Source organism: Mesorhizobium sp. M0139, assembly GCF_040322455.1.
Taxonomy (GTDB): domain Bacteria; phylum Pseudomonadota; class Alphaproteobacteria; order Rhizobiales; family Rhizobiaceae; genus Mesorhizobium.
Window position 1 is genome coordinate 134,081 of the sequence record NZ_JAMYTN010000008.1, and the last position, 13,493, is coordinate 147,573.

The window sequence follows — 13,493 nt, forward strand, 5'->3', positions numbered from 1 at the left end:
AGCCCATCGGATCGGCGGCGCCGCCCAGCCAGTCCGCGCCGCCGACAATGCCGAGCCGAGGACTCATCCCTCACGGCCCGGTGCAGACCGGCAACGGTTGCGGCGGCGGTGGCGGGTTGTCCTTGGCGTATTGCGCGATGATCGGCTCAAGGCTCTTTCGCGGCCAGAATTTCGGCTTGCCGATCTCCTTCAGGCAGGACGCATTCCAATAGGCGCCCGATTTACCAACGGCGGCGATGTCGCGCGATTCCGGGTAGATATAGAGCGTCGTCGGATTGCCCTTCACCATCGAAATGATCTGGTCGGCGTCGGACGGCGACCAGCTGGTGCAGCCATTGCTGCGGCCGCCGGCATAATCCACCAGCTTGCCGTATGGCACGAAGCCGTCATGGTCGGCATAGGAGCTGTTCGGGTTCTTGCGCACGCACATGCCGCGCAACAGCCGCGCCGCGTGGCCGCCGATCACCCGCTGCCTGGCATTCGCCGTCTCGCCCTCGCCGTCGAACTGGATGAAGGTGCGCAGCAGCGCCTGGTCTTTTTTTGCGCCGATGCGGTAAAAACCCTTGAATGAGGTCTTTGCCTCGCCGGTCATATAGGCGCCACCGGTCGTCAAGGACGAGTCCAGGGCATTGCCGAAGTTTCTCGCGCAGCGCTTCCCGTTGGAGAAATCGACCACGCCTTTCAAATTGCGGCCGCCGCCATGGCCCGACGAGATCGCCCTGAACGACTGCTTGGCCTCGCAAATGACGTAGTAGCGCCGCCCTAGCACGCCATTGCCGAGATCGCCGGGGCGCGTCGCATCCATGGCGAAATAGCAGCCATTGTGGACCGCGCCTTGCGCGACCTTTTTTAGGTAAAGCGCGCGCGCCCGCTCCAGCACCACTTGCGAAATCTCGCCGTCGTCATTGCCGACATGGGCCTGCAGCCAGGCCGGTATATCGGAGGACGCGGCAAAAGACCGGGCAGACATCGTCAAGGCGATGCCGGCGATGGCGAGGAGGCCAAAGACAAAGACAGCCAGAGATTTCAACCGCACCGGACAACCCTCCCGCCCGAACCGTTCTGCGATTCTCGGAAACCCATCATAAATCGTCGCGCGCCGATCGGCGAAACACATCTTGTTCAGAACCGCGCAAGCAAGTCAGGTAGCTGCCTGTTCGCCTTTCACAGCGCCAGGCTGCCCTGTTCCGCCTCCGCGGCATTGGGGTCGCCCGGCGCCGTCGCCCAGGCGAGCTCGACCAGCGTCACCGTGCGGCGGCCGGTGCCGTCGAGCTGGCAGACGATGAGGCCCTGCTCCTCGATATAGGTGAGCAGCCGCCGGGCGCGCCGCAGCGAATGCGAGCCGTAGGCGCGCGCGATCGCCGCGTCGCTCGGGCACGGCCAGCCCTCCTTGGCGGCGCGGGCGATCATCATGAACACGCCCTGCATGTCCTCGGGCAGCAGCGAGGCGCGCACGGAAACGTCCTGCCAGGCGTCATCGCCTGCCATGTCGGCGCCGAGCCCGGCGCGGGCACGCGTCAGCATGCGACGGAATTCTGAGAGGTCCGGCACCACCGAAGCGAGGCCTTCGATGCGGCAGCGGACGACGAACTCCTGATAAAGCACGCCGATGACGCGGAAACCCGCATCGGGCTGCGCCAGGATGGCGCGCAGGACACGGTCCACCCGCTCTCGCCGCTCGGCCATATCCTCGGCGCTTACCGCCGGTTCCGCAGGTTCCGGGCGGATCTCCATCGCCGCCGATTTGGCCGCCATCAGCTGGTCGAGCAGCTCCGGCGACGCCATCCGGCGCGGCGCGCGCATCGTCTCGGGCGGCGGCGCCGCCAGGATGATGGCGCGCGCGTCTTCAAGCGCTGTTTCCGGCATTGCCATCAGCCGCGGCGTACCGTTGCGCGGGCTGGTCTCGGTCTGGCCGATGCGCACGCCCAGCGGACGGCGCGACAGCGCTGGGCCCAACGCCATGAAGTGCCCGCGCTCCAGGTCTCGAAACGCCTCGGCCTGACGCCGTTCCATGCCCAGAAGGTCGGCGGCGCGCGCCATGTCGATATCGAGGAAGGTACGGCCCATGAGGAAATTGGACGCCTCCGCCGCGACATTCTTGGCGAGCTTTGCCAGCCGCTGCGTGGCGATGATGCCGGCAAGGCCGCGCTTGCGGCCGCGGCACATCAGATTGGTCATGGCGCCGAGCGAGAGCTTTCGCGCCTCGTCGGACACTTCGCCGGCCACGGCGGGCGCGAACAGCTGCGCTTCGTCGACCACCACCAGCATCGGATACCAATGCTCGCGGGCAACCTCGAACAACCCGCCGAGAAAGGCAGCGGCGCGCCGCATCTGGTTCTCGGCATCGAGCCCTTCGAGATTGAGCACCGTGGAGACGCGGTGGATGCGCGCCCGCTCGCCGGCTGCTTGCAGGCCACGCTCCGTATGCTCCTCGGCATCGATGACCAGATGGCCGTAATGGTCGCCCAGCGAGACGAAATCGCCTTCCGGGTCGATGATGGTCTGCTGCACCCAGGGCGCGCTCTGCTCCAGGAGCCGGCGCAAAAGGTGCGATTTGCCGGAGCCGGAATTGCCTTGCACCAGAAGCCGGGTCGCCAGCAGCTCCTCAAGGTCGAGCGCCGCCGGCGCACCCGCCGTCGTCTGTCCCATCTCGATGGCTACGGTCATGGCACGACTCTCCTTGCGGACAGGGCTTATCAACCCGGCCGCGAGCCGTCGAGCGCGCCATGGCAACTCGCCCGCTGTTCCACACCTATGCTGCCAAAGCGCCACACATCAGCCCATCTGCCCAAAGGGAAGGCACATCAAGCGGAGTTGACCGGCGGCAGAAGCGGCGCTTCCAGCCCGTCGAAGGGTCCGCGCCAGGCATCGATGGCTTCGAGCCGGCGATACCAACCCAGAACAGAGGGATAGTCCGCCAGCGGCAGGCCGGCTGCATCGTTGAACGGCAAAAACGTCGCCATGCGGAAATCGGCATAGGAAAGCGACTTGCCCACAAGCCATGGCCGCTTGGCGAGCTCCGCCTCGAGAATCGCTGCCGCGATGCGGAACTCCGCCAGCCCCTCCTCGACCTTGCCCTGGTCGACAGGCCCAATCCCGTAGCGCTGCTTGGTTCCGCGCTCGAAATGCACGGTGTCGCAGGCCCGCACGAAATTTTCCTTGCCCCAGCTCAGCCAGCGGATCATGTCGGGTTGGTCGCCGCCGCCGCGCCAGAAATCCGAACCCGCTTCGCGCGACAGAAGGCAGGCTATGGCGTCGGCTTCCCACAGGCTGCCGCCCGTCCATGCCAATATCGGCAGGGTAAGATTGGGATTGAGCTGACGAAACCGCTCAGCCTGCCCGGGCGCCATGGGTGCCGCGAACTCACACTCGACCTTGGCCTGCAGATGACGTGCCGTTGCTACCGCAAGGCGCGGATTGGGATTGCGGCTGAAGTACAGTTTCATATCCGGTCCTGGACGCTGTGGGCTCGACCCTATCAAACACGCAAACGTGCCCTCCCGGCAATCTGGTCGGACCACGATTCCGCTGGCACACGCCGTCGTTCGGCGTATTATTTCCTTCGGGAGAGGGTTCTTGGCAGGAGGAAGCCATGAACGTAGTGCCGAGCGTACCTGTCATCGACGTGACAACCCAGAACCTTGTTTCCTCTGCGCTTTCCAGATTCCGTGCCGGCGATACCGTCTCGACTAGGGCGGCGCTCGACGCCATCCGCCGTATGGATCCAACCTGTGTCGACAGCGACGACGATCTCGTCGAACTCGTCGTCATGGCGGCAATTGGTAAGACCATGGCGGTTGTGTTCGACCACCGCTCCCGCTAGCCCTGTTGGACGAACCTGTCCCGTTTAACTCGCTTGAGCTCGAGTGGGTTCGGTTGGCGAGCTTTTACAGCTGCAGCCCGGAAGCGGACGTCTTCGTGCGCGAAGGCCGGCAGTAGCATAAGCGGCAAGACTCAGATCCCCAAGGGATGTGGCATGTAGCCGACGAAGCCGCCGATCTTCCAGTGGCCCGCCACCTTCCTGCAAAAATACAGCGTCTGCCATTTCAGCTTGTCGATGCTGCCATCGGCCTTGGCCACCGAGCCGTTGAACTTCTTGTGCAGCACGGCGCGGTCGCCATCGACGTCGATGTCGCGCATGTTGGTGACGCGAAACAGCGCCTCGCGCAGCGGCTCGGCGAATCTGGCCGCCGCCGTCTCCTTGGCCTGGCGCAGCCATTCGTCGCGATAGACGGCAAGGCTCGGGAATTGCAGACGCCAGGCGTCGGCATCGCTGAGGAAATGCGCATGCATGCCGAAGAAGCTGTCGGCGAGGAAATCATCCTCGACCATCGACCAGTCCTGACCGATAAAGGCGTCGATGTCGCGCCGCACCAGCATTTCCCAGAGCGCGTGACGATCGGCATCGCCCTCTGGAAACGGGTTCTTGTCGAAGGTCATTGAAATCTCCTGTCGGGAAAATGCGACGCGCAAGATGCTGGCGAGCCTGCGATAAAGCAACATGCGTTTGGAAAAATGTTGCTTTCCAAAAAGCCCCCTATGAGGATCACCGGGACAGGCGTAGAGCGGTCGGCGAAAACGGGGCGCGGCCCGCCATTCTGAACAGGAGTTTCCCTTGCCCAAAGAGTGTTTTGGAACATCCCACGTGCCGCTGTCGCCGGCCGTGCGCGCCGGGGATTTCGTCTACATCTCAGGTCAGGTGCCGGTCGACGGCGACCGCATCGTGGTCAAGGGCGGCATCACCGAGCAGACCGAGCAGGTGCTGCAGAATGTGAAGGCGGCACTCGCGCTGGCCGGTTGCACCATGGACGATGTCGTCAAGACCACGGTCTGGCTCGAGGACGCGCGCGACTTCGGCGCCTTCAATGCCGTCTACGCCAAGCACTTCCCGAAGAATCCGCCGGCCCGCACCACGGTCGAATCGCGGCTGATGATCGACATCAAGATCGAGGTCGAAGCCGTCGCCTACCGGCCGGTTTGACCAGCCGGGGCATGATCCCGAAAAGTGGAGACGGGGTTTTCTCGGACAAATGGAAACCGTTTTGTCCAGAGATCATGCCCCAAAACGAAGAGAGGCAGGCGCCGATGCAGTTCGATCTCCTGATCAAGGGCGGCCGTCTGATCGATCCGGCCTCGGGCCTGGACGCGCCGCGCGATGTCGCCGTTGCGGGCGGACGCATCGTGGCCATCGAGGCGGCGATCGATGCCGAGCACGCCACCAAGATAGTCGACGCTCGTGATTGCATCGTCACGCCCGGCCTCATCGATTTGCATAGCCATGTCTACTGGGGCGGCACCTCGCTGGGCGTCGACGCCGACCGGCTGGCGGCCAAGAGCGGCACCACGACCTTCATCGATGCCGGCAGCGCCGGCGCCGGCAATTTTCTGGGCTTTCGCCGCCATGTCATCGAGCGCTCGAAGGTGCGCATCCTGGCCTATGTCAACATCTCCTTTGCCGGCATATTCGGCTTCTCGCAAAGCGTCTCTGTCGGCGAATGCAGCGATCTCAGGCTCTGCGAGCCACGCGAGACGGTGGCCGCGGTGCGCGAGCACGCCGATGTCGTCGTCGGCGTAAAAGTGCGCTCCGGCAAGCATGCCGGCGGCGCCAGCGGCATCGCGCCGGTCGATCTCGCGCTGGAAGCCGCCGACCAGGCCGGCCTGCCGCTGATGGCGCATATAGACGAGCCGCCGCCCGGCCGCTCCGAAGTGCTGCCGCGGCTGCGCCGCGGCGACATCCTCACCCACTGTTTTCGCCCGTTCCCCAACGCGCCGGTGTTCGCCTCCGGCGCGGTGCGGCCGGACATGCGGCTGGCCCGCGAACGCGGCGTCATCTTCGACATTGGCCACGGCATGGGCTCGTTCGACTTCGCCGTGGCGAAAGCGATGCTGGCCGAGGGCCTCGCGCCCGACGTCATCTCCAGCGACGTGCATCTCTATTGCGTCGACGGTCCGGCCTTCGACATACTGGTCTGCATGTCGAAGCTGATGGCGCTGGGCATGCCGCTGGTCGAGGTGCTGCGCGCCGCCACGCAAAGGCCGGCCGAGGCGATCGCCAGGCCGGAGCTTGGGACGCTGAAAGTTGGCGGTGTCGGCGATGTCGCGGTGCTGAGACTGCGCCCCGGGCGCTTTACCTTCGTCGATGCGGTCGGTGCGGCGCTGATCGCGGATCAGCGGCTCACATCGGACGGCATCGTCGTGGGTGGTGTCTGGTGGCCGAACGAAGCCGCCGACCACAACGAGACCGAGCGCTTCGAGGCCCACACGCACCATACGCATGTCGAGGTCGCGGCACGGCATTTCGGGCGTAGGCACGATTAGCTGGTCTCCCCTTCATGGGAGATGGTCTGTCTTTCGGCGGCGCGTTTGAGGACCGCCTTCCCCCACTCCGTCTCGGCTTCGCCGAGCCACCTCTCCCCCCTCCGGAGGGAGAGGAAAGGCGCCAGCTGGAATCGCTTCGCGCCATTCCTCTCCCCCGTCGATCGGGGGAGAGGTGTCGAGCGAAGCTCGACGGAGTGGGGGTCGAACCTTACCCCGAATTACTCACCGCCCCAAACACCGGCGTCGCGATCCCCTCCATCCGCGCCTTGATCTGCAGCGCCACATATTTCGAGTAAAACCGCGACAGCGCCAGATTGCCGCCGTGGAACCACAGGGCGTCCTGCGCCGTCGGCTTCCACATGTTGCGCAGCTCGCCTTGCCAAGGACCGGGATCGCCCTTGACGCCGGAGCCGAGGCCCCAGCATGGCCCGACCTTGTCGGCGACCTCGCGCGAGACGATGGCCGCCACGGTCTCGTTCATCGACTGGTAGCCGGTACAGGCGACGATCGCATCGACGGCCAGCTCGCTGCGGTCGTCGAACAGGATGCCGGTCGGCGTCAATGAACTGATGCCGACGCCGCTCTTCACTTTGATCTCGCCATTGATGATCAGTTCGCAGGCGCCGACATCGATGTAGTAGCCGGAGCCGGTGCGGTAGGCCTTCATCAACAGCCCGGTCTCGTCCTCACCGAAATCGATGGCGAAGCCGGCGGCGCGTAGCTGGTCGTAGAAGTCTGCGTCGCGTGCCTTGATCACCTCGTAAAGATCCCGCTGGCCCTTGGGTACAAGCGCGAACGGCGTGGACGCGACGATCAGGTCGGCCTTGTCGGTGCTGATGCCGCGCGCCAAAGCCTTTTCCGAGAAGATCTCGAAGCCGACTTCCATCAGAGTGTCGGATTTCACCACTGTCGTCGGCGACCGCTGGATCATGGTGACGTCTGCGCCGCTCTCCCAGAGGTCGACGCTGACATCGTGCCCCGAGCTTGCCGCGCCGATGACAGCGACACGTCTGCCGCGGAATTTCTCGCCGCTGGCATACTGGCTGGAATGCAGGAGTTCGCCCTTGAAGGTCTCGGCGCCGGGCAGCGCGATCTGGCGTGGCGGGCCATAGGCGCCGGTGGCAAAGACAATGTGCTTCGGCTTCAGCGTGATCTGCCGGCCGACGCGGTCGACCACCACAGTCCACACCTTCTCGGCCTCGTCATAGCTGGCGCTGAGGCATTTGGTGGCGACCCAGTAGTTGAGCTCCATCACCCTGACATACATCTCCAGCCAGTCGCCCATCTTGTCCTTGGGCGTGAACACCGGCCAGTTCTCCGGGAACGGAATGTAGGGCAGATGGTCGTACCAGACCGGATCGTGGAGCACGAGCGAGCGATAACGGTTGCGCCAGGAATCGCCGGGGAGCGCATTTTTCTCGATGATGATGGTGGGCACACCGAGCTGCCTCAGCCGCGCGCCGAGCATGATGCCGCCCTGCCCGCCGCCGATCACCAGGCAATAGGGCTGCTCGGTGGCGCCGAGGTCGCGCGTCTCGCGCGCCCGCGCCTCCGCCCATGTCTCGCGTGCAGGGTCGGCCTTGTGGCGGATGCCGAGCGGCCGCGCCGGTCCCTTTTGCTCCTCGAACCCTTTGAGCTCCCGCACCGCCGTGAACAAGGTCCGGCAGCGGCCATCCATGAGGCGTACAATCCCTTCGCCCCGCGCGACAGACGTCTCGAAGGTGAACCAGGCCTCGACCGTGCCTTCATCCGAGGTCGCCTCGCCGGACAGCGTCCAGTGTGAGGGCTTCGCTTCGGCGAGCCTCGCTTGCAGCATGTCGCGGATCTCATCGCGGCCTTCCATCGTGGTGATGTTCCAGGTGAAAGCCAGCAGATCGCGCCAGTAGCAATCCTCGACGAACAGGTTGGCGGCCGCCTCGGCGTCATCAGCTTCCAGCGCCCGTGCAAGCGCGGAAAGCCATGTCGCCGCCTGTTTCGATGGTGCCATGTCGAGCATCTGTTTTTCCCTCATTTTGCGTCCCATTGTTTCGAAAGACGGAGCCGCCGCAAGAGGGGTCGCGATATCATACCGTCGGTTTCTAGCGGCCCGGAACGGAGCCATCTCCCGGAAATCTTTATAGGAATTTTATATCTTTCCTCCGCGGCCCGTCTCGAACCTTTATGGCGATCGGGTCCATATTCCTCTTCGAGCAAAACGCTCCGGACGCCGTAGCCCTCGAAGCTACGGCGGGTAGTTCTCATGGATTTCTGGCTCGCCAGTCGCTGGGGCCAAATACAAGCAGAAGCAAGGACCAACACAAATGGACATCGTCGTCATCGGAATCGAGGTTTTGTTCTTCGGTCTTTCCCTCGCCTACATCAAAGCTTGCGACGCTCTTTAAGCGGAAGGATCGCACCATGCTTGTCGATTACATCCTCGGTGGCGGCGTGACCTTGTTCCTGCTCGTCTACCTGACATACGCCCTCGTTCGCCCAGAACGCTTCTGAAGCAAGGCACGGAAAGCCATGACACTCAACGGATGGATACAGATCCTGGTTTATTGCGGGATCGTCGTTTTGCTGGTGAAGCCGCTCGGCGGCTACATGTACCGCGTCTTCAACGGCGACCGCACATTGCTGTCGCCAATACTCGGGCCTGTTGAGCGCGGCCTCTACCGCATTTCGGGAACCAGCGAGCGCGAGGAGCAGCACTGGACGACCTACGCGGCAGGAATCATCTTCTTCAGCCTTGCCAGCTTCCTGGTGCTGTACTTTCTGCAACGCCTGCAGGGCGTCCTGCCTTACAATCCGGCCGGGATGGCATCGGTCGAACCCAATCTCGCCTTCAACACTGCCGTCAGCTTCGTCACCAACACCAACTGGCAGAATTACGGCGGCGAAAGCACGATGTCCTATCTCGTGCAAATGGCCGGCCTCACCGTGCAGAACTTCATGTCGGCCGCCGTCGGCATTGCCATCGCGGTGGCGCTGATCCGCGGCTTCGCCCGCGCCTCGGCAAAATCGATCGGCAATTTCTGGGTCGATATGACCCGCTGCACGCTCTACATCCTGCTGCCGCTCAGCATCATGCTCACCCTGGTCTATGTCTGGCTCGGCATGCCGCAGACGCTGGGGCCGTATGTCGATGCCACCACGCTCGAAGGCGCCAAGCAGACGCTCGCCCTTGGGCCCGTCGCCTCGCAGGTTGCCATCAAGATGCTCGGCACCAATGGCGGCGGCTTCTTCAACGCCAATGCCGCGCATCCTTTCGAAAACCCCGACGCCATCTCCAACATGATCCAGATGGTGACGATCTTCGCGCTGGGTGCTGCACTCACCAACGTCTTCGGCCGCATGGTCGGCAACCAGCGCCAGGGCTGGGCGATCCTGGCCACGATGGGTGTGCTGTTCATCGCCGGCGTCGTTGTCTGCTACTGGGCGGAAGCCGCGGGCAATCCGCTGGTGCATGCGCTGGGCATCGATGGCGGCAACATGGAAGGCAAGGAGAGCCGCTTCGGCATTGCCGCTTCGGCACTATTCGCCGTCATCACCACGGCTGCGAGCTGCGGTGCGGTGAACGCCATGCATGACTCGTTCACAGCACTTGGCGGCCTGATCCCGATGCTCAACATGCAACTCGGCGAAGTCATCGTCGGCGGCGTCGGCGCCGGCTTCTACGGCATCGTCATGTTCATCGTCATCACCGTGTTCGTCGCCGGCCTGATGGTTGGCCGCACGCCCGAATATCTCGGCAAGAAGATCGAGGCCAAGGAGGTCAAGATGGCAATGCTCGCCATCCTCGCTCTGCCGTTGGTCATGCTGGTCTTCACGGCAATAGCGGTCGTGCTGCCAAGCGCCGTCGCCTCGATGGCCAATGGCGGTCCGCATGGCTTCTCCGAGGTTCTTTATGCCTACACTTCGGCGGCGGCCAACAACGGCTCGGCCTTTGGCGGCCTTTCCGGCAACACGCCCTGGTACAACATCACGCTCGGCATCTCCATGTGGGTGGGTCGCTTCTTCGTCATCATTCCAGCGCTTGCCATTGCCGGCTCGCTAGCGACGAAGAAGACGGTTCCGGCTTCCGCCGGCACCTTCCCGACCGACGGCCCGCTGTTCGTCGGCCTGCTCGTCGGCGTCATCCTGATCGTCGTCGGCCTGACCTTCTTCCCGGCACTGGCGATCGGACCGATCGTCGAGCACCTGGCTGCCATCAACGGCCAGACATTCTGAGGCTTGTCATGTCCTGGTTCTACCCAAAACGCATGAAGGCCCGGCCGCGAGCCGGCCCACGAGCCGGCAATGCGGGGGAGGAAACGCCCCCTCCCTTCCCCGGCGTGTCCACCTTCCTCGGCATTGCGGCGGTCATGATCGTGATCTGGCTGCTGGCCTATGGTCCGCCGCCCCTCTTTTCGGCATCCGGTCGGTCGGTGCCGGCCAACAGTTCAGATTCTGGAGCCATCAAATGAGCCAGTCCAAATCCGCGGTCATCATGGATGCCCGCATCCTGTGGCCGGCCATCGGCGGCGCCTTCAGGAAACTCGACCCCCGCACGCTGGTCAGGAACCCGGTGATGTTCGTCGTCGGCATCGTCTCGCTTCTTACCACGGTCCTGTTCGTCAAGGATCTCGTCACCGGCGGCGGCGATTTCGGCTTTACGCTGCAGATCATCATCTGGCTGTGGTTCACCGTGCTGTTCGCCAACTTCGCCGAGGCCGTCGCCGAAGGCCGCGGCAAGGCGCAGGCCGATTCGCTGCGCAAGGCGCGCACCGAAACCCAGGCCAAGCTGCTTGCCGGCGAAGACCGCTCCAGGTTCAAGCTGGTGCCCGGCACCAGCCTGAAGGTTGGCGACATCGTGCTGGTCGAAGCCGGCGACATCATCCCGTCCGACGGTGAAGTGATCGAAGGCGTGGCCTCGGTCAACGAGGCGGCAATCACCGGCGAGTCCGCACCCGTCATTCGCGAATCCGGCGGCGACCGTTCGGCGGTCACCGGCGGCACGCAGGTTTTGTCCGACTGGATTCGCGTGCGCATATCAGCCGCCTCCGGCCACACCTTCCTCGACCGCATGATCTCGCTGGTCGAGGGTGCCTCGCGCCAGAAGACGCCCAACGAGATCGCGCTCAACATCCTGCTCGTCGGCATGACGCTGATCTTCGTGCTGGCCACCGCCACGATCCCGAGCTTTGCCTCCTATTCCGGCGGCTATATCCCGGTGACAGTGCTGGTCGCGCTGTTCGTCACCTTGATCCCGACCACCATCGGCGCCCTGCTGTCGGCCATCGGCATTGCCGGCATGGACCGCCTGGTGCGCTTCAACGTGCTGGCCATGTCCGGCCGCGCCGTGGAAGCGGCGGGCGACGTCGATACGCTTTTGCTCGACAAGACCGGCACCATCACGCTCGGCAACCGCCAGGCCACCGAATTTCGGCCGGTCAAGGGTGTGACCGAGCAGGAACTGGCCGATGCGGCACAGCTTGCCTCGCTCGCCGACGAGACGCCCGAGGGACGCTCGATCGTCGTGCTGGCCAAGGAAAAATACGCCATCCGCGCCCGCGACATGGCGACATTGCACGCCAGTTTCGTGCCCTTCACCGCGCAGACCCGGATGAGCGGCGTCGACATCGACGGCTCGTCGGTGCGCAAGGGCGCCGTCGATTCGGTTCTCGCCTATGTCAGCCAGTCGACATCGGCCACCCATGGCGCGCGCCCCGGCAGCGACACCGTCAAGGATCTCCAGGCGATCGCCGACGAGATCGCCAAGGCCGGCGGCACGCCGCTGGCCGTCGAGCGTGACGGCCGCCTGCTCGGCGTCGTCCACCTCAAGGACATCGTCAAGGGTGGCATCCGCGAGCGCTTTGCCGAACTGCGCAAAATGGGCATCCGCACCGTGATGATCACCGGCGACAATCCGATGACTGCGGCGGCGATCGCAGCCGAAGCCGGCGTCGACGATTTCCTCGCCCAGGCCACGCCCGAGGACAAGCTGAAGCTGATCCGCGACGAACAGGCCAAGGGCAAGCTGGTCGCCATGTGCGGTGACGGCACCAACGACGCGCCGGCCTTGGCGCAGGCCGATGTCGGCGTCGCCATGAACACCGGCACGGTTGCCGCCCGCGAGGCCGGCAACATGATCGACCTCGATAGTGACCCGACCAAGCTGATCGAGATCGTCGAGATCGGCAAGGCGCTGCTGATGACGCGCGGTTCGCTGACGACCTTCTCGATCGCCAACGACGTCGCCAAATACTTCGCCATCATCCCGGCCATGTTTGCCGTCTTCTACGTTGCGCCGGGACATACAATCGGCCCCCTGCAAGCGCTCAACATCATGCACTTGGCGACGCCGCAGAGCGCCATCCTGTCGGCCATCATCTTCAACGCGCTGATCATCATCGCTCTGATCCCGCTGTCGCTGAAAGGCGTCAAATACCGCGCCATCGGCGCCGGCGCGCTGCTCAGCCGCAACCTCCTGGTCTACGGCCTCGGCGGCATCATCGTTCCCTTCGCCGGCATCAAGGCGATCGACATGATCGTCACCGGCCTCGGCCTCGCTTAAGGAAATACGTCCATGCTCACTCAGATAAGACCCGCTGTTATCATGATCGTCTTTTTCACCGTTTTGACCGGCCTGATCTATCCCCTGGGCATGACCGGCATCGCCCAGGCGCTGTTTCCGCACCAGGCCAATGGCAGCTTGATCGAGAAAAACGGCACGGTCATCGGCTCCGAACTGATCGGCCAGGGCTTTGCCGACGACAAGTATTTCCATGGCCGCCCCTCGGCTGCCGGCGACGGATACAACGCCGCAGCGTCCAGCGGCTCCAATCTCGGTCCAACCAACCCCAAGCTGATCGACCGCATCAAGGGCGATGTTGCAAAGCTGAAGGCGGAGAACCCGAACCAGCCGGTGCCGATGGATCTGGTGACGACGTCCGGCAGCGGCCTCGACCCCACCATCAGCCCGGACGCCGCCTATTTCCAGGTCGCTCGGGTGGCCAAGGCCAGGGGCTTCGACGAAGCCAAGGTCAAGGCGCTTGTCGACAGCCATGTCGAAGGCCTCGAACTCGGCTTCCTCGGCGAGCCGGTCGTCAATGTGCTGGCGCTCAACCTGGCACTGGACGATACCAAGCAGTGAGAGACAATCTCTGAAGCCAGGGGCCAGGGATCGACACGATCCTCGGCGCCGTTCATGATCG

At 64.1% G+C, this 13,493-nt stretch carries 13 protein-coding genes; 8 read left to right on the plus strand and 5 right to left on the minus strand.

What is annotated here, in order from left to right:
• Positions 1 to 70: 70 nt before the first annotated feature.
• The 3 genes from NKJ58_RS15735 to NKJ58_RS15745 form a co-directional block, all read right to left on the minus strand.
• Positions 71 to 1,036: a hypothetical protein gene (locus NKJ58_RS15735; RefSeq protein ID WP_352518431.1), complete on the minus strand. Its 966-nt coding sequence runs from the start codon at positions 1,034 to 1,036 to the stop codon at positions 71 to 73.
• Between the two features lie 128 nt (positions 1,037 to 1,164).
• Complete coding sequence (locus tag NKJ58_RS15740) at positions 1,165 to 2,667, minus strand: helicase HerA domain-containing protein (protein ID WP_023691930.1); 1,503 nt, start codon at positions 2,665 to 2,667, stop codon at positions 1,165 to 1,167.
• 137 nt (positions 2,668 to 2,804) lie between these two features.
• Positions 2,805 to 3,446: a glutathione S-transferase family protein gene (locus NKJ58_RS15745; protein WP_352518432.1), complete on the minus strand. Its 642-nt coding sequence runs from the start codon at positions 3,444 to 3,446 to the stop codon at positions 2,805 to 2,807.
• A 146-nt stretch (positions 3,447 to 3,592) separates the two neighbouring features.
• On the opposite strand from NKJ58_RS15745, the gene NKJ58_RS15750 reads away from it, so the two are divergent.
• A complete protein-coding gene (locus NKJ58_RS15750) occupies positions 3,593 to 3,823 on the plus strand; it encodes a hypothetical protein (protein WP_023669703.1) in 231 nt (76 codons plus the stop codon).
• Positions 3,824 to 3,954: 131 nt separating this feature from the next.
• Here the strand turns inward: NKJ58_RS15750 and NKJ58_RS15755 are convergent, their stop codons facing one another.
• Positions 3,955 to 4,440 carry a hypothetical protein gene (locus NKJ58_RS15755; RefSeq protein ID WP_352518433.1) on the minus strand — a complete coding sequence of 162 codons (486 nt, stop codon included), beginning with the start codon at positions 4,438 to 4,440 and terminating at the stop codon, positions 3,955 to 3,957.
• A 175-nt stretch (positions 4,441 to 4,615) separates the two neighbouring features.
• Between NKJ58_RS15755 and NKJ58_RS15760 the strand changes: the two genes are divergently transcribed.
• A complete protein-coding gene (locus tag NKJ58_RS15760; protein WP_023683098.1) occupies positions 4,616 to 4,981 on the plus strand; it encodes a RidA family protein in 366 nt (121 codons plus the stop codon).
• Between the two features lie 104 nt (positions 4,982 to 5,085).
• Complete coding sequence (locus NKJ58_RS15765) at positions 5,086 to 6,318, plus strand: amidohydrolase/deacetylase family metallohydrolase (RefSeq protein ID WP_352518434.1); 1,233 nt, start codon at positions 5,086 to 5,088, stop codon at positions 6,316 to 6,318.
• A 208-nt stretch (positions 6,319 to 6,526) separates the two neighbouring features.
• On the opposite strand, the gene NKJ58_RS15770 is transcribed toward NKJ58_RS15765, so the two are convergent.
• The gene (locus NKJ58_RS15770; protein ID WP_352518435.1) at positions 6,527 to 8,314 is read right to left on the minus strand and encodes a flavin-containing monooxygenase; all 1,788 of its coding nucleotides are present in this window, start codon (positions 8,312 to 8,314) and stop codon (positions 6,527 to 6,529) included.
• A 401-nt stretch (positions 8,315 to 8,715) separates the two neighbouring features.
• Here NKJ58_RS15770 and NKJ58_RS15775 point away from each other — a divergent pair, with 401 nt between their 5' ends.
• The 5 genes from NKJ58_RS15775 to kdpC are packed head-to-tail and all read left to right on the plus strand — an operon-like array spanning position 8,716 to position 13,432.
• Entirely contained in the window at positions 8,716 to 8,805 is a 90-nt protein-coding gene (locus NKJ58_RS15775; RefSeq protein WP_023669708.1) for a K(+)-transporting ATPase subunit F, read from the plus strand.
• An 18-nt stretch (positions 8,806 to 8,823) separates the two neighbouring features.
• On the plus strand, positions 8,824 to 10,527 hold the full coding sequence (kdpA, locus tag NKJ58_RS15780; RefSeq protein ID WP_352518436.1) for a potassium-transporting ATPase subunit KdpA: 1,704 nt from the start codon (positions 8,824 to 8,826) through the stop codon (positions 10,525 to 10,527).
• Between the two features lie 8 nt (positions 10,528 to 10,535).
• On the plus strand, positions 10,536 to 10,763 hold the full coding sequence (locus tag NKJ58_RS15785; protein WP_352518437.1) for a hypothetical protein: 228 nt from the start codon (positions 10,536 to 10,538) through the stop codon (positions 10,761 to 10,763).
• Complete coding sequence (gene kdpB, locus NKJ58_RS15790; RefSeq protein WP_352518438.1) at positions 10,760 to 12,853, plus strand: potassium-transporting ATPase subunit KdpB; 2,094 nt, start codon at positions 10,760 to 10,762, stop codon at positions 12,851 to 12,853. Before NKJ58_RS15785 ends, kdpB begins: the two co-directional genes overlap by 4 nt.
• A gap of 12 nt (positions 12,854 to 12,865) precedes the next feature.
• Positions 12,866 to 13,432 (plus strand): potassium-transporting ATPase subunit KdpC, encoded by a 567-nt coding sequence (gene kdpC / locus NKJ58_RS15795; RefSeq protein WP_023683093.1) that lies wholly within the window; start codon positions 12,866 to 12,868, stop codon positions 13,430 to 13,432.
• Positions 13,433 to 13,493: the final 61 nt, after the last annotated feature.